This is a genomic window from Shewanella sp. SNU WT4 (assembly GCF_006494715.1).
In the GTDB taxonomy this organism is placed as follows: Bacteria; Pseudomonadota; Gammaproteobacteria; order Enterobacterales; family Shewanellaceae; genus Shewanella.
In genome coordinates this window covers 290,030-305,746 of sequence record NZ_CP041151.1, presented here as the reverse complement: position 1 = coordinate 305,746, position 15,717 = coordinate 290,030, and the positions used below count along the sequence as shown (strand labels likewise).

The window sequence follows — 15,717 nt, the reverse complement described above, 5'->3', positions numbered from 1 at the left end:
TTATTCTCTCATCGTGTGTTCAATTTGCGTTACCAGCCCCTGTTCCACATGGAACACCTTACTCGGTGCTATGTGTAAGCAATCGACAATGGCTGCAGGTTCAATAGCGGTCACAAAAATTTGTGCGCCCGTATCGGTCAATTGTTTTAGCAGTAATTGTCGGTGCTGAGCATCTAGCTCTGAAGGCAGATCATCGACTAAATAAATACTGTTTTTGCCAGTTTGTTGCCTTAATAAACGGCCTTGGGCAATACGTAAGGCACATACCAATAACTTCAGCTGCCCACGGGATAAAGCGTCTTGTGCCGGTAAATTTTCTACCCGCAATCTCAAGTCCGCTTTATGTGGACCACTTACCGTATGCCCCATTCCCAGATCACGCTGATATTGCTGTTCAAGCAACTGATTTAAATCAGTTTTACTATCCCATCCGCGTGTAAAAGAAATCTTTAGTTCTACCTGGGGTAAAAACTCCTCGATTATACCCTTTAGTCGCTCATTTAACGAGTCCACATACCGTTTTCTTGCCTCAGTAACAGGCTCAGCATAACGAACTAACTCCTTATCCCAATACTGAATTTGCTGATAGCTAGCACCGTCTCGTAATAACTGATTACGCTGCTTCATGATGCGTCTAACATTGACCCAAGCAGGATAAAAATGCGGGTCGGCATGAAAGGTACCCCAATCAATAAACTGCCGCCGCGACTGTGGACCTTCAAACAGCAGGGAAAAGCTTTCGGGTGTAATGACCTGTATGGGTAGGGATTCGGCTAACACAGATAAACGCTTGACCCGAGCGCCATCAATTTTGACCTCAGTATCGCCGTTTCTGTGCTTTCTAAAGCCGACCTTGCCTGCTTGGCCGCTTTGTTCATGTTGCAACTGAGCAAATAAGGTTAGCTGCTCGGCGTCGCGCTGTATGACTCGTTGACTGATGTGGCTGCGAAAAGAGCGCCCCATCCCCAAAAAATAAATGGCCTCAAGAATACTGGTCTTACCGCTGCCGTTGGGGCCATAGATCAAATTCAGCCCAGTGCCGGGGGACAATTGGGCTGAAGATAGATTGCGAAAGGATTCTATAGTTAAGCGTGAAATGCTCATAAAAATGGCAGAGAACTCTGCCACAATCTCCTACAAACGCATTGGCATGACAACATACATAGAATCTTGATCTTGGTAATTTTCAAGTAAAGCACTTGAGTTACCGTCAATCAGAGTAATACGTACATCTTCATTTTTAAGGTTATTGAGAACATCTAATAAATAACTGACGTTAAAACCAATTTCCAACGCTTGTCCCTGGTAATCAATATCAATGATTTCTTCCGCTTCTTCTTGCTCAGGGTTATTCGCCGTAATTTTCATCAAACCTGGCTCTAACTGAATGCGCACACCGCGAAATTTTTCATTGGACAATATTGATGCCCGGGTTAACGCTTGCTTTAAATGATGACGACTGGCGATCACGATTTTATCACCGCCCTTAGGCAGTACGCGGCGATAATCAGGGAAACGACCATCCACTAACTTACTGGTGAACACCGCATTAGCCGTGGTCGCGCGAATGGCATTTTCACCAATCGCCAAAGTAATATCTTGATCGTCACCATCCATCAAACGCGCTAATTCCATCACGCCTTTGCGCGGTACAATCACTTGTCTTTCAGGCAAATTAGCTTCCGTGGTGCGATGACTTAACGCCAATCTATGACCATCAGTCGCAATAGCTCTCAACATATTGCCTTCAGTTTCAAGTAACAAACCGTTCAGATAATAACGAACATCCTGATTAGCCATAGAAAATTGCGTGGCATCAATCAGAGATTTAAGCGTACCTTGCTTAAGAGTTAATTCAGTATCCGCCTGAAAAGCATCAACATTTGGATATTCTTGCGCTGGCAAGGTCGCTAATGAAAAACGACTGCGGCCACAACGTAGTAACCACTTATTGTCTTGCTGCTCGACTTTAATTTCTGTTTGTTCTGGTAAGGATTTAACGATATCCAGTAACTTTTTAGCAGGAACTGTCGTTTGCCCTTCGACGATATCGCCATGAAGCTGAGCTTGACCCACTAATTCAACTTCAAGATCCGTACCAGTCAACTTGAGTGAGTGACCACTTACCTCTACCAATAGGTTGGCTAAAATAGGTAAATTATGGCGTCTCTCGACAGCCCCACTCACAAGTTGTAACGGCTTTAAAAGGGCATCCCTATCAATTGAAAATTTCATGGTTTGCGGTTCCCTGCCTTTTAGGAAGATAAAGTTCTAATCAAGTTCGCATAATCTTCTTTAATGTCATGACTTTCTTCGCGCAATTGCGCGATTTTACGACAAGCATGTAGCACAGTAGTATGATCACGCCCACCAAAAGCATCGCCAATTTCAGGCAAACTTTGGTTGGTTAATTCTTTCGATAATGCCATGGCCACTTGGCGCGGACGAGCCACACTACGTGAGCGACGCTTTGATAGCATGTCAGCCATTTTTATCTTGTAATACTCTGCCACGGTTTTTTGAATATTATCAATAGTGACCAGTTTTTCTTGCAGAGCTAATAAATCGCGCAGTGCTTCACGCACAAAATCAATGGTGATCGGTCTGCCAGTAAAATTGGCATTAGCAATCACGCGGTTGAGCGCGCCTTCAAGTTCTCGCACGTTTGAACGTAAACGCTTAGCAATGAAGAAAGCCACTTCATCTGGCAGATTAATGCCGCTTTCTTGCGCCTTGCGCATTAATATTGCTACTCGGGTTTCTAATTCCGGTGGCTCGATAGCTACCGTTAAGCCCCAGCCAAAACGTGATTTTAATCTGTCTTCAACGCCATCAATTTCTTTAGGATAACGATCTGAGGTTAAGATGACTTGATGGTTACCTTCTAATAACGCATTGAAAGTGTGGAAAAACTCTTCTTGCGAGCGATCTTTGTTAGCAAAAAACTGAATATCATCGATAAAAAGCGCATCTACACTACGGTAATAACGCTTAAATTCTTCAATGGCATTATTTTGCAGCGCTTTCACCATATCTTGAACAAAGCGCTCTGAATGCATATAAACCACTTTCGCATTGGGATTATTTTTAATAATGCCATTGCCAACAGCATGCAACAGGTGAGTTTTACCTAAGCCCGTGCCGCCATAAAGAAATAATGGGTTATAAGCACCACCTGGATTTTCAGCTACTTGTAATGCAGCCGCTTTGCCGAGTTGGTTCGATTTACCTTCAACAAAATTGTCAAATTGGTAAGTCGGATTGATGTTACTGCGATGATTAATATTAGATACTGGTTCGCGCTGGCTTTGAAAACCTGTTGCCACTTGTGGGCGAACCATAGCTGGACCTGCCGTTCTTACTGGCGCTGGCGCAGCAACCGGCTTGGCTGATGGGCGACTACCTATATCAAAACGCAACTTAGGAGCATTACTACCTAGTTGTTCAATAAAGAATTGATTAATAATATTGATATATTTATCACGAACCCAATCGAGCACGAAACGATTGGGCGCATAAAGCACCAGTGTCTCGCCATCCATTTCGGCCTGCAACGGTCTTATCCACATACTGAATTGTTGAGCAGACAGCTCGTCTTGCAGTCGTCCGATACATTGTTGCCAAAGTGAAACCGCCACTGAACTTATCCCCAAAAAGACCAACCGAAAGGATAGGTATTCTATAGGGAGATCACGCTGATCGCTATCCTTTAAATATATTTATCCCCAACTAAGAAATTGGATCCAAAAAGGCATGATCAGTCAAGATCTAATGCGATCAAATATGTGCGAAATTCAGCAAACTGCCGCTTTATAAAGGGATCTTAGCCGATCTATTTTAGTGGCGTAAGATCTAATTTAATTAATCAACAAACACCAGATGTAGTGGTACTTCACAGACTTATCCACATTTTCTGGTGTATCTGGGCAGGATCTTGATTAACCAAGTTGAAGAGTATTTCAGTTTCATTAGGGCTTTCTGTTGACTGCCCCTAATAAAGTGATTACAATTCGGCCTCTTTTTCCACCTTAGTCTCATTTTGACGCTAAGGCACATTAACTAAACAAAGACGGATTGCCATCATGAGTAAACGTACTTTTCAACCTAGCAACCTGAAGCGCAAGCGTTCTCACGGCTTCCGCGCTCGTATGGCTACTGTAGGCGGCCGTAAGGTGCTTGCACGTCGTCGTGCGAAAGGTCGCGCTCGTTTATCTGCTTAATAAGTAGATAACTAGGTGACTAGCTATACCTTTACGCGGGAGTTACGCTTGTTAACTCCCGCGCAATTTAAATCTGTATTCAACAATCCCCTTAAAGCATCTTCTGCTGATATTACCTTGCTTGCAATTTCTAATGGTCAGGAACACCCTCGCCTTGGATTAACTGTGCCTAAACGCCAAGTTAAACATGCTAATCAACGTAATCGCATCAAAAGAGTCATTAGGGAAAGTTTCCGTTTACATCAAGATCAAATCCCTGATGCTGATATCGTGGTTTTGGTTCGTCACGGTTGCTTAGCGATGGATAATGCAGAATTACATTGTTTGATAGAAAAGCTATGGCGAAAACTCTCTCGCCGATTCAATGGCTAGCAACCACGTTCATTCGTGGTTATCAAATCTTCATCAGCCCTTTACTGGGTCCTCGATGTCGTTTCACTCCCTCTTGCTCACATTACGCGATAGAAGCAATTCAAACTCACGGATCAGTAAAAGGGAGTTGGTTTGCTCTCAAACGCATATTAAAATGTCACCCTTTACATCCCGGCGGTAGTGATCCCGTCCCCCCCAAAAACGACAGGTGCAATAAATAAGGTTATGGAATCTCAACGTAATATATTGCTAATCGGTTTGCTGGTTGTCAGCTTCCTGCTGTGGCAACAATGGCAGACTGACAACGCGCCTCAAGCGCCGATACACACGACTGTAGCTTCTCAAACCGCTACTGCAGACCATAATTCTGATGTTCCGTCATCAGATGCTAGTGTTCCTGCGCTTCATACAGCGGCTTCAAAAGACTTGATCAGTGTTAAAACCGACCAGTTGGATGTGAAAATCAATCCAGTAGGTGGTGATATAGTTTATGCGGCGTTAGTAGCCCACAAGCTAGAACAAAACAAAGATCAGCCTTTTGTATTACTTGAGCAAACTCCAGCTTATACCTACATTGCCCAAAGTGGATTAATCGGTACCAATGGTATTGATAGCATTAAAGGCCGTGCTCATTTTACTGCTACCAAGCAAGATTACGCTATGGCTGCGGGTGAAACGACACTGGAAGTTCCTTTAACTTTTACTGCTGCTGATGGTGTGACTTACACTAAAGTATTTACTTTCCACCAAGGTAAATTCGATATTGGTGTTGATTACCGCATCAAAAACACCACTGCTGAGCCATTACAAGTTCAGATGTACGGTCAGATTAAGCAAACCGTCAAGGCTAGTGAATCTAGCATGATGATGCCAACTTATCGTGGCGCCGCTTTCTCTACCGCTAAAGAGCGTTATGAAAAGTACTCATTTGAAGATATGAGTAAAAGCAACTTAGATACCGTCACCCAAGGTGGCTGGGCCGCTATGTTGCAGCACTATTTTGTATCCGCTTGGGTTCCACAAGCCACTGAGCAAAATACCCTATTTACCAGTGTTAGTGGCGGTATGGCCAACATTGGCTTCCGTAGCCAAGTGCAGAATATTGCGCCTGACACCACGGTAAATTTGGCCGCTCAATTCTATGTGGGTCCTAAATACCAAGAGCAATTATCTGCCATCTCACCAACGCTGAACCTAGTGGTAGATTATGGTTTCTTGTGGTGGTTAGCCGTTCCAATTTACAAATTATTGATGTTCTTCCAGTCAATCGTTGGTAACTGGGGTGTGGCCATTATCTTAATTACTCTGACAGTTCGTGGCTTACTCTATCCATTAACCAAGGCACAATATGTGTCTATGGCTAAGATGCGTAACCTGCAGCCAAAACTGGCTGAACTGAAAGAACGCTTTGGTGATGACCGTCAAAAGATGGGTCAGGCCATGATGGAACTGTACAAGAAAGAAAAAGTTAACCCTATGGGTGGCTGTTTACCTATCTTGTTACAGATGCCAATCTTCATTGCCTTGTACTGGGTATTGTTAGAAAGCGTTGAATTACGTCACGCACCGTTTGTTTTATGGATCCATGACCTGTCGGTTCAAGACCCATTCTACATTCTGCCGCTGCTGATGGGCGCGTCTATGTGGTACATGCAGAAGATGCAACCTATTGCACCTACCATGGACCCTATGCAAGTTAAAATGATGCAGTGGATGCCTGTGGTATTTACCGTATTCTTCTTGTGGTTCCCAGCAGGTCTGGTTCTGTACTGGTTAGTAGGTAACTTAGTTGCTATTATCCAGCAGAAGATTATTTATGCCAACCTCGAGAAAAAAGGCTTAAAATAAGCCGATAGCTAAACCAAAAAAAGGCGGCTTATTGCCGCCTTTTTGTTTTCTTTTATTTGAAATGGGTAACACGCGTGACAACAGAAACTATCGTGGCACAGGCTACCGCCCCCGGTCGTGGCGGTGTGGGCATCATCCGCATTTCGGGAAAATTAGCAGCATCTGCCGCCATGGAAGTGCTCGGTCACTTACCTAAGACTCGCTATGCTGATTACTGTGATTTTAAAGCGGCCAATGGTCATGTGATTGACCAAGGTATTGCCTTATTCTTTAAAGGCCCAAACTCATTTACCGGTGAAGATGTTCTTGAACTGCAAGGTCATGGCGGTCAAATCGTTCTCGATATGCTGATAAAACGCGTACTGGAAATTACCGGTATTCGTATTGCTCGCCCAGGTGAGTTCAGCGAACAAGCCTTTATGAATGATAAGCTCGATTTAACTCAAGCTGAAGCCATTGCCGATTTGATTGATGCCACCAGTGAACAAGCAGCCAAAAGTGCGCTGCAATCACTGCAAGGCGAATTCTCAAAAGAAGTACACACTTTAGTCGAGCAAGTGACCAATTTACGCCTCTATGTCGAAGCTGCCATTGATTTCCCCGATGAAGAAGTGGATTTTCTGTCTGATGGCAAAATTGCCAGCGCCCTATATCGCATCATAGATAAACTAGATGTTGTGCAAGCGAGCGCAAAACAAGGCGCAATTATTCGCGAAGGCATGAAAGTGGTTATCGCTGGTCGCCCCAATGCTGGTAAATCAAGCTTATTGAATGCCTTAGCCGGTAAAGAATCAGCCATTGTGACCGAAATTGCCGGTACTACGCGCGATGTATTGCGTGAACACATACATTTAGATGGTATGCCTTTGCATATTATCGATACCGCAGGCCTGCGTGATACCACAGATACCGTTGAACAAATTGGTATTGAGCGCGCCTGGAATGAAATAAAAAGTGCTGATCGAGTGCTGTTTATGGTGGATGGCACCACGACTAGCGCCGTCGATCCACACTATATCTGGCCAGATTTTATCGATCGCCTGCCTGCGGGTTTAGGCATTACTGTGATACGTAATAAAGCCGATCTCACCGGCGAATCGTTAGATTGCACTGAAGAGCAAGGCCACAGCGTCTATCGAATTTCAGCGAAAACAGGCCTAGGTGTAGAGGAACTCAAGCAACATTTAAAAAGTTTGATGGGATACCAAAGCAACCTTGAAGGCGGTTTTATTGCTCGCCGACGCCATTTAGAAGCGCTAGCCCTCGCCGCTGAGCACTTACAAATAGGTAAAGAGCAGCTAGAAGTTTACGAGGCGGGTGAATTGTTAGCAGAAGAACTGCGCATGACGCAGCAAGCATTATCAGAAATTACGGGCCAATTCACTTCAGATGACCTGTTAGGCAAGATATTTAGTTCATTCTGTATCGGCAAATAACGATTAAAGGAGCCTACAGGCTCCTTTTTTTATGCCCAATAAGCCAACTTCAGCTAAAAACTCACCTCTTTTTGACCTGCTATCTATCAAGTATCAGCATAAAATAGTCAATTTATAGGCTAATAAGCCCTGTCAGCTTGCTAGAAGCCATACTAAGCAATCAGTTACTATAGCCCCATCATTTAGGACTACAGGTCCCCAGTTAGGAAAAATCATGAGTAAAATTGAAATTATTGTCGGTACTACTTTAGGTGGCACTGAATATGTAGCTGATGAAATGCTGCCATTATTGAGTGATTTGGGCCATGAAATCACCTTACATTTAGCGCCAGAATTAACCGATTTAGATCCAAAATCCCTATGGATTATCGTGTCATCTACCCATGGCGCAGGTGATTTACCAGACAATTTACAGCCGTTATTAAAGCAATTACGCCTCTTACAACCCTCGCTTGCTGAGCTCACTTTTGCTTTGTGTGCCATCGGCGACTCCAACTACGACACTTTTTGTCAGGGGCCGGAAAGCTTAGTTTCAGAGTTATCATTTTTAGGCGCCACGGAAATTGTGGACAAGATCCAAATCGACATTAAACAGCAAACGATCCCGGAAGATGCCGCTATTCATTGGCTTAAGCAATGGATCAACCGCATCTAAACCGATCATAAGATCAATAAAACCAGATCTACCCACAATTTAGATCTAGCTTATCCACAAATTACGTTCCAAAAGGATAAATCTGTGGATAAGCTATTATTTTTCTCTGATCAACTCATGTACTATTCACACTCCTGCTTGGTTAAAGATCGTACCTGTGGATAAAGTAGCGATCTATCCCCACCTTATTTGCTAATAGATCCCCGGTAGATCACAGGATCAGAATGCCGCAAGCTAATGAATTTTAAGACGTTATAGGCTTACCCACAGAAAATGGCGATCCTAATAATAAGACATAATAAGAGATCTATATAAAGATCTTAAGATCTATTAAGCCGATCACCTTGAGATCTTTCAATGCAAATAGATCATTCACCTTGGCACAGACAAATGCTAAAATAGCCAACTCGTAAAGTTTCGATCTTTAATATCAAAAGGCAGTTTTATGCATTTTCATGAACGGTTTGATGTAATTGTTGTAGGTGGTGGTCATGCCGGAACTGAAGCCGCATTGGCTGCTGCCAGAATGGGCTCAAAAACCCTGTTGCTGACCCATAACGTTGATACTCTTGGACAAATGTCTTGCAACCCAGCCATTGGTGGCATAGGTAAAGGCCATTTGGTTAAAGAAATTGATGCCTTAGGCGGCGCAATGGCAATAGCCACCGACTTAGCCGGCATTCAATTTAGGACCTTAAATTCAAGTAAGGGCCCAGCAGTACGAGCGACTAGAGCTCAAGCTGATCGCGCTTTGTATAAACATGCGATCTTAAATATTTTACAGAACCAGCCAAACCTGCGTATTTTCCAACAAGGCGTAGACGATCTTGTGGTTGAAAACGATCAAGTGGTTGGTGTCGTCACCCAGATGGGTTTAGCGTTCGCTGCCAAGAGTGTGGTGTTAACTGCAGGTACTTTCCTCGGCGGTAAAATTCATATTGGTTTAGAGAATTACAGCGGTGGTCGTGCTGGCGATCCACCTTCCATCGCCTTAGCCAATCGTTTACGTGAATTACCGATTCGAGTTGGTCGCTTAAAGACAGGTACACCACCAAGAATTGATGCCAATACCATTGATTTTGCTCAAATGACTGAGCAGAAAGGTGATGACCCATTACCTGTGATGTCGTTCGTTGGCAATGTTGAGCAACATCCACGCCAGGTATCATGCTATGTGACTCATACCAATGAGCAAACCCATGACATTATTCGCGGTGGCTTAGATCGTAGTCCTATGTATTCAGGCGTGATTGAAGGCATTGGCCCACGTTATTGCCCAAGCATTGAAGATAAAATTCATCGTTTCTCTGATAAAAACTCACATCAAATTTTTATTGAGCCAGAAGGTTTAACCACCACAGAAATTTACCCTAACGGTATTTCTACTAGCTTACCTTTTGATGTGCAGATCAACTTGGTGCGTTCGATCAAAGGCATGGAAAATGCTGAGATCATTCGTCCTGGTTACGCTATTGAATATGATTATTTCGATCCAAGAGATCTGAAAAACTCATTAGAAACGAAAGCGATCAAAGGTTTATTCTTTGCAGGACAAATCAATGGTACTACTGGCTATGAAGAAGCGGGTGCCCAAGGTTTGTTAGCCGGTATGAACGCCTCGTTATTCGTGCAAGAAAAAGATGCGTGGGCACCACGTCGCGATGAAGCGTATTTAGGGGTGTTAGTTGATGACTTATCAACTTTAGGTACCAAAGAACCGTACCGCATGTTTACTAGCCGCGCCGAATACCGTTTGTTGCTGCGTGAAGATAACGCTGATTTACGCTTAACCGAAAAAGGTCGTGAGTTAGGTCTGATTGATGATGACCGTTGGGCTAAATTCAATACCAAGCGCGAAGCGATTGAAACTGAATTACAACGTTTACGTGGTCAGTGGATCCATGCAAATTCGCCTTTGGTAGAAGCGTTGAATCCACACTTGAATACGCCAATTACCCGTGAAGCAACCTTTGAAGATTTGCTGAAAAGACCTGAACTTGATTATGACAAGCTAATGAAAGTTGAAGGTTTTGGCCCTGCCATTAGCGACCCAAGGGCCGCAGAGCAAGTGCAAATTCAGGTAAAATATTCAGGCTACATTCAGCGCCAGCAAGATGAAATTGCGAAAGCTATGCGTAATGAGAATACCGGCTTACCGTTAACCTTGGATTACCATGAAGTACCTGGGTTATCCAATGAAGTAATTGCCAAACTCAACACCCATAAGCCAGAAACCATAGGCCAAGCCTCACGGATTTCAGGGATCACTCCCGCGGCCATTTCAATTTTATTAGTGCATCTGAAAAAGCGCGGTTTATTGCGTAAATCAGCTTAGTACAAACGGCTTACTAGTATTATTCAAGGGAAGCTTAGGCTTCCCTTCTTTTATCCTGAGCCGCATAATAGTGCTCAGAATACCCACTTATTTTTTGAGGTGTCGAGTGCAGGCTCTACTCACGACCTATTTAGCCCAAACCGGCTTAGATGTAACTCCGAAACAACAAGAGCAACTGCTTAATTTTGTTGGTATGTTGGATAAATGGAACAAGGCTTATAACCTCACTTCGGTGCGTGATCCTAAGCAAATGCTTATTCGCCATATCATGGACAGCTTAGTGGTATCGCCCTATTTAGAAGGTGAGCGCTTTATTGATGTAGGTACTGGCCCTGGGCTGCCGGGGATCCCGTTAGCCATTATTAATCCAGATAAGCAGTTCTTTTTACTTGATAGCTTAGGTAAGCGCATTCGTTTTCAAAAACAAGTGGCCTTTGAACTTGGATTAACTAACATCACTTCCATCGAAAGTCGTGTTGAAGCCTTTGATCCTGAACAAAAGTTTGATGGTGTGCTCAGTCGTGCCTTTGCCTCAGTGACGGATATGCTCACTTGGTGTCATCATTTACCGACAGACAATGGCTGTTTTTATGCCTTGAAAGGTCAGCTAAATGAGCAGGAAATGGCATCGATTCCAGCAGGTTTTAAGTTGATTGATACTATTGAGCTAGTGCTACCAGATTTGAACGAGCAACGACATTTGCTCAAACTCATCAAACAATAGTCTGATATTGGAATTGTCTGCTTGGCATCGAGGCGGACATCCCACAATTTATTCATTACCGCTTTGATAACTCATGCATTATCTAAAAAAATGTGTGATATTTCGTTAATTTGAGTCTGACAGACAGGGTGACAAAGTGGCGAAAATTATAGCCGTGGCCAACCAGAAGGGTGGCGTAGGAAAAACAACTACATGCGTGAATTTAGCTGCATCACTCGCCGCCACTAAGCGTAAAGTTTTGGTGGTCGATCTGGATCCGCAAGGAAATGCCACTATGGGCAGCGGTATCGACAAGTATGATCTTGATAATACAGCCTATGAATTATTGGTCGAAGAAAAGCCGTTTGAAGAAATAGTGATCCGTAATACTGCGGGCAAATATGATTTGATTGCCGGTAATGGTGATGTCACCGCCGCTGAAATTAAGCTCATTCAGTTTTTTGCCCGAGAAGTGCGCTTACGCAATGCCTTGGCGCCAATTCGCGATCAATACGACTTTATTTTCATCGATTGCCCTCCTTCACTCAATATGCTGACCGTTAATGCCATGTCGGCTGCCGACTCAGTGCTAGTGCCGATGCAATGCGAGTATTATGCCTTAGAGGGCTTAACGGCTCTGATTGATACCATAGGTAAACTCGGCGCCATGGTGAACCCTGGGCTCTATATCGAAGGCATACTGCGCACTATGTATGATCCTCGCAATCGCTTAGCCAATGACGTATCAGATCAGCTCAAACAACACTTCGGTGATAAAGTTTACCGCACAGTTATCCCGCGTAATATCCGTTTAGCCGAAGCGCCAAGTTTTGGCGCGCCAGCTATGTATTACGACAAGACCAGCGCTGGCGCTAAAGCCTATCTTGCACTGGCCGGTGAAATTATTCGACGTGCGGAACAGTTAGCTGAAAAAGCATAAAGGAAGATTATGACCATTAAGAAACGCGGGCTGGGTAAAGGCTTGGATGCATTACTGAGTACCAGTCACGCTGCCAATCAGAAAATTCACCATGATACTGTTATCGAAACAACACATCATCAGGATGCCATAGCTACTGATGATGTGTTGCGTCATCTCGATCTTGATTTACTTCAGCCAGGAAAATATCAGCCCCGTAAAGACATGTCGGCCGAGGCGCTAGAAGAGCTTGCGAGCTCAATTAAGACTCAAGGTATTATTCAGCCGATAGTAGTGCGCCAAATTGGCCAAAACCGCTATGAGATCATGGCGGGTGAGCGGCGCTGGCGCGCAGCTGGCCTTGCCAAGCTAGATAAAGTGCCGTGTCTCATTAAAAATGTGGCCGATGAATCGGCCATAGTCATAGCACTGATTGAAAACATTCAGCGTGAAGACCTAAATGCCATGGAAGAAGCCATAGCATTGGACCGCTTAATTAAAGAATTTAAGCTAACTCATCAACAAGTTGCCGAATCTGTGGGCAAGTCACGCACGACAGTCACTAACTTGCTGCGTTTAAACGGCCTCAATGAAGCGGTTAAGCTGATGCTTGAAAATGGTGACTTAGATATGGGGCACGCCCGCGCCTTACTTGGCGTCTCGGGTGAAACTCAAACTGAGCTAGCTAAATTAGTGATTAGTAAAGGGCTTACGGTGCGCGAAACCGAAAACTTAGTCACTAAAACAAATAATCCCCCTAAAGTTGCTGAAATAAACATTAAAGATCCCGATGTAAGCCGATTAGAGAGCCAGTTAATTGAGCGATTGGGCGCTAAAGTTGCAATTAGTCACAATAATAAAGGACAGGGTAAAATTGTAATAAATTATCAAAATCTCGCTGAATTAGACGGCATTTTGAATAAAATTCATTAAAAAATTAACGTTAACAGTTTTATATGTAATTTTGTGACAATTGTTAAAGTATGAATTTTATATATTTGAGCATCCATCACGTTAAAAGTCTTTTTTTTCATAATCTCATCATTGCAAAGAGTCCTTGAAAAGGTATACTTTCGCAGGCTTTTTGTAGCATGGCTGTCGATGTTATTTAACATGCTCGGTCATAAAAACATTAAGACAGAAAGTGGAGAATGAAAATTGAGTAAAATTTTGGCACGACGCGGGCGCGGGTCAGCCTATCGGTTAGTCCTGATGCAAGTGTTTGTTGCTGGAGTTGTAACAATTATCTTCTCTGGAATGTGGGGAGTTCGCTTTGGTGTGTCGGCATTAGCTGGGACATTAATCGCTGTGCTCCCTAATTTTGTATTCGCAACCCTCGCTTTCTCTCATTCGGGAGCAAGTTCAGCAGACAAGGTTATAAAATCTTTCTACTTGGGGGAAGCGGTAAAGATGCTGTTGACCATAGTATTGTTTTCGCTAGCATTTTTGTACATGGACGTGGAGTTTATGCCATTGTTTGTGACTTACGCTATCGCATTGACGGTACATTGGGCTGCACCTTTATACTTCAAGCAAAGTTAAGTGGGATGAATCATGGCTGCAACTGGTGAAGCGTTAACACCGCAGGGCTATATCCAGCATCACCTTACCAACTTGCAAGTGTGTGCTACCGATAACGGGTTAGCATTCAACTCTGCATGTAGTGAGGCGGGCTTCTGGACATGGCATATTGATTCGTTGCTCTTTTCGGTTGGTCTGGGTGTCCTGTTCTTGGGGCTTTTCCGCAGCGTTGCTAAAAAAGCGACAACTGGCGTACCTGGCAAACTTCAGTGTTTTGTCGAAATGGTCGTTGAATTTGTTGATAGCAGTGTTAAAGAAACCTTCCACGGCAAAAACCCTCTGATTGCTCCTCTCGCGCTGACCATTTTTGGCTGGGTATTCATGATGAACTTCATGGATATGGTGCCAGTAGATTGGCTCCCTAAAGCTGCAGAGCTTGTTGGGGTTGACTACATGAAAGTGGTACCTACAGCGGACCTGAACATCACGCTATCTATGGCGTTAGGTGTATTTGTGCTGATTATTTATTACAGCATTAAGGTCAAGGGTATATCAGGGTTCGTGAAAGAACTGACATTACAGCCCTTTAACCATTGGGCAATGATACCCGTCAACCTCCTGCTGGAGACAGTTACTTTAATTGCTAAGCCAATTTCTTTGGCACTGCGATTATTCGGTAACTTGTACGCGGGTGAGTTGATCTTCATCCTTATTGCGCTGATGTATGGTGCCAATTTGGCAATCTCCGCCCTTGGGGTAACACTCCAGCTGGGTTGGTTGATTTTCCATATTTTGGTTATCACACTGCAAGCGTTTATCTTCATGATGCTAACCATTGTTTACTTAAGCATGGCGCATGAAGATCATTAAGGGTTGCTGAAGAAATTTTTAAACTAAATCATCACTAAATTAAAGATTTAGAACTGGAGATACAGATGGAAACGATTCTGGGCTTTACTGCAATTGCTGTTGCTCTGCTGATTGGTATGGGTGCCCTTGGTACCGCTATCGGTTTCGGTCTTTTGGGCGGCAAGTTCTTGGAAGGCGCTGCGCGTCAACCTGAAATGGCCCCAATGCTACAAGTTAAAATGTTCATCGTAGCTGGCCTGCTCGACGCTGTAACAATGATCGGCGTAGGTATTGCATTGTATATGCTGTTCACTAACCCTCTGGGTGCAATGCTGTAAAAAAACGCTTCTGTCTTAACTCTAAATAGGAGGCTGTTGTGAATATCAACGCTACCCTAATCGGTCAGACGGTCGCCTTTATTCTCTTCGTGTGGTTCTGCATGAAGTATGTTTGGCCACCTTTGATGCATGCCATCGAAGAACGCCAAAAAAGGATTGCTGATGGTATCGCTTCTGCGGACCGCGCGGCAAAAGACCTGGAGTTGGCTCAGGCGAAAGCAACTGACCAACTTAAAGAAGCTAAAGCTACTGCCAACGAAATTATTGATGCTGCTAACAAGCGCAAAAATCAAATTGTTGAAGAAGCCAAAGCTGAAGCAGACACTGAGCGTGCAAGAATCATCGCTCAGGGTAAAGCAGAAATTGAAGCTGAACGTAATCGCGTGAAAGAAGATCTGCGTAAGCAGGTTGCCTCTCTGGCCGTTCTCGGCGCAGAGAGAATCCTTGAGCGTTCGATCGATCAAGCCGCCCATAGCGACATAGTTAATAAACTTGTTGCTGAAATTTGATAAGGGAGTGGA

17 protein-coding genes are annotated in these 15,717 nt (G+C 43.9%); 14 read left to right on the top strand and 3 right to left on the bottom strand.

The features are described 5' to 3' along the window. Genes recF through dnaA form a run of 3 tightly spaced genes read right to left on the bottom strand, consistent with a single transcriptional unit; the run spans position 1 to position 3,638 of the window. Positions 1 to 1,104: a DNA replication/repair protein RecF gene (gene recF / locus FJQ87_RS01315; protein WP_140933934.1), complete on the bottom strand. Its 1,104-nt coding sequence runs from the start codon at positions 1,102 to 1,104 to the stop codon at positions 1 to 3. 30 nt (positions 1,105 to 1,134) lie between these two features. Continuing rightward, positions 1,135 to 2,235 carry a DNA polymerase III subunit beta gene (dnaN, locus tag FJQ87_RS01310; RefSeq protein ID WP_140930147.1) on the bottom strand — a complete coding sequence of 367 codons (1,101 nt, stop codon included), beginning with the start codon at positions 2,233 to 2,235 and terminating at the stop codon, positions 1,135 to 1,137. Positions 2,236 to 2,255: 20 nt separating this feature from the next. Next, positions 2,256 to 3,638, bottom strand: a complete 1,383-nt coding sequence (gene dnaA / locus FJQ87_RS01305) for a chromosomal replication initiator protein DnaA (protein WP_140930146.1) — start codon at positions 3,636 to 3,638, stop codon at positions 2,256 to 2,258. 444 nt (positions 3,639 to 4,082) lie between these two features. Here dnaA and rpmH point away from each other — a divergent pair, with 444 nt between their 5' ends. The 14 genes from rpmH (at position 4,083) to atpF (ending at position 15,705) form a co-directional block, all read left to right on the top strand. Beyond that, positions 4,083 to 4,220, top strand: a complete 138-nt coding sequence (rpmH, locus tag FJQ87_RS01300; RefSeq protein ID WP_006083827.1) for a 50S ribosomal protein L34 — start codon at positions 4,083 to 4,085, stop codon at positions 4,218 to 4,220. A 15-nt stretch (positions 4,221 to 4,235) separates the two neighbouring features. Beyond that, positions 4,236 to 4,592, top strand: coding sequence for a ribonuclease P protein component (gene rnpA / locus FJQ87_RS01295; protein ID WP_140930145.1), 357 nt, complete (start codon positions 4,236 to 4,238; stop codon positions 4,590 to 4,592). Further along, positions 4,559 to 4,813: a membrane protein insertion efficiency factor YidD gene (gene yidD / locus FJQ87_RS01290; RefSeq protein WP_140930144.1), complete on the top strand. Its 255-nt coding sequence runs from the start codon at positions 4,559 to 4,561 to the stop codon at positions 4,811 to 4,813. The genes rnpA and yidD overlap by 34 nt, the downstream gene beginning before the upstream one ends. Positions 4,814 to 4,817: 4 nt before the next feature. Then, positions 4,818 to 6,440: a membrane protein insertase YidC gene (yidC, locus tag FJQ87_RS01285; protein WP_140930143.1), complete on the top strand. Its 1,623-nt coding sequence runs from the start codon at positions 4,818 to 4,820 to the stop codon at positions 6,438 to 6,440. A 74-nt stretch (positions 6,441 to 6,514) separates the two neighbouring features. Beyond that, a complete protein-coding gene (gene mnmE, locus FJQ87_RS01280; RefSeq protein WP_140930142.1) occupies positions 6,515 to 7,876 on the top strand; it encodes a tRNA uridine-5-carboxymethylaminomethyl(34) synthesis GTPase MnmE in 1,362 nt (453 codons plus the stop codon). 214 nt (positions 7,877 to 8,090) lie between these two features. Beyond that, on the top strand, positions 8,091 to 8,531 hold the full coding sequence (gene mioC / locus FJQ87_RS01275) for an FMN-binding protein MioC (protein WP_140930141.1): 441 nt from the start codon (positions 8,091 to 8,093) through the stop codon (positions 8,529 to 8,531). 445 nt (positions 8,532 to 8,976) lie between these two features. Beyond that, positions 8,977 to 10,866, top strand: coding sequence for a tRNA uridine-5-carboxymethylaminomethyl(34) synthesis enzyme MnmG (gene mnmG / locus FJQ87_RS01270; RefSeq protein ID WP_140930140.1), 1,890 nt, complete (start codon positions 8,977 to 8,979; stop codon positions 10,864 to 10,866). A 106-nt stretch (positions 10,867 to 10,972) separates the two neighbouring features. Continuing rightward, the gene (gene rsmG / locus FJQ87_RS01265) at positions 10,973 to 11,590 is read left to right on the top strand and encodes a 16S rRNA (guanine(527)-N(7))-methyltransferase RsmG (protein WP_140930139.1); all 618 of its coding nucleotides are present in this window, start codon (positions 10,973 to 10,975) and stop codon (positions 11,588 to 11,590) included. Positions 11,591 to 11,726: 136 nt separating this feature from the next. Then, a complete protein-coding gene (locus FJQ87_RS01260) occupies positions 11,727 to 12,509 on the top strand; it encodes a ParA family protein (protein WP_140930138.1) in 783 nt (260 codons plus the stop codon). A 9-nt stretch (positions 12,510 to 12,518) separates the two neighbouring features. Continuing rightward, entirely contained in the window at positions 12,519 to 13,421 is a 903-nt protein-coding gene (locus FJQ87_RS01255; RefSeq protein WP_140930137.1) for a ParB/RepB/Spo0J family partition protein, read from the top strand. Between the two features lie 225 nt (positions 13,422 to 13,646). Beyond that, positions 13,647 to 14,030: a F0F1 ATP synthase subunit I gene (locus FJQ87_RS01250; RefSeq protein ID WP_140930136.1), complete on the top strand. Its 384-nt coding sequence runs from the start codon at positions 13,647 to 13,649 to the stop codon at positions 14,028 to 14,030. Positions 14,031 to 14,042: 12 nt separating this feature from the next. Further along, a complete protein-coding gene (gene atpB, locus FJQ87_RS01245; RefSeq protein WP_140930135.1) occupies positions 14,043 to 14,879 on the top strand; it encodes a F0F1 ATP synthase subunit A in 837 nt (278 codons plus the stop codon). 65 nt (positions 14,880 to 14,944) lie between these two features. Beyond that, on the top strand, positions 14,945 to 15,196 hold the full coding sequence (gene atpE / locus FJQ87_RS01240; RefSeq protein ID WP_011761755.1) for a F0F1 ATP synthase subunit C: 252 nt from the start codon (positions 14,945 to 14,947) through the stop codon (positions 15,194 to 15,196). A 38-nt stretch (positions 15,197 to 15,234) separates the two neighbouring features. Continuing rightward, positions 15,235 to 15,705, top strand: coding sequence for a F0F1 ATP synthase subunit B (gene atpF / locus FJQ87_RS01235; RefSeq protein WP_140930134.1), 471 nt, complete (start codon positions 15,235 to 15,237; stop codon positions 15,703 to 15,705). Positions 15,706 to 15,717 lie beyond the last annotated feature (12 nt).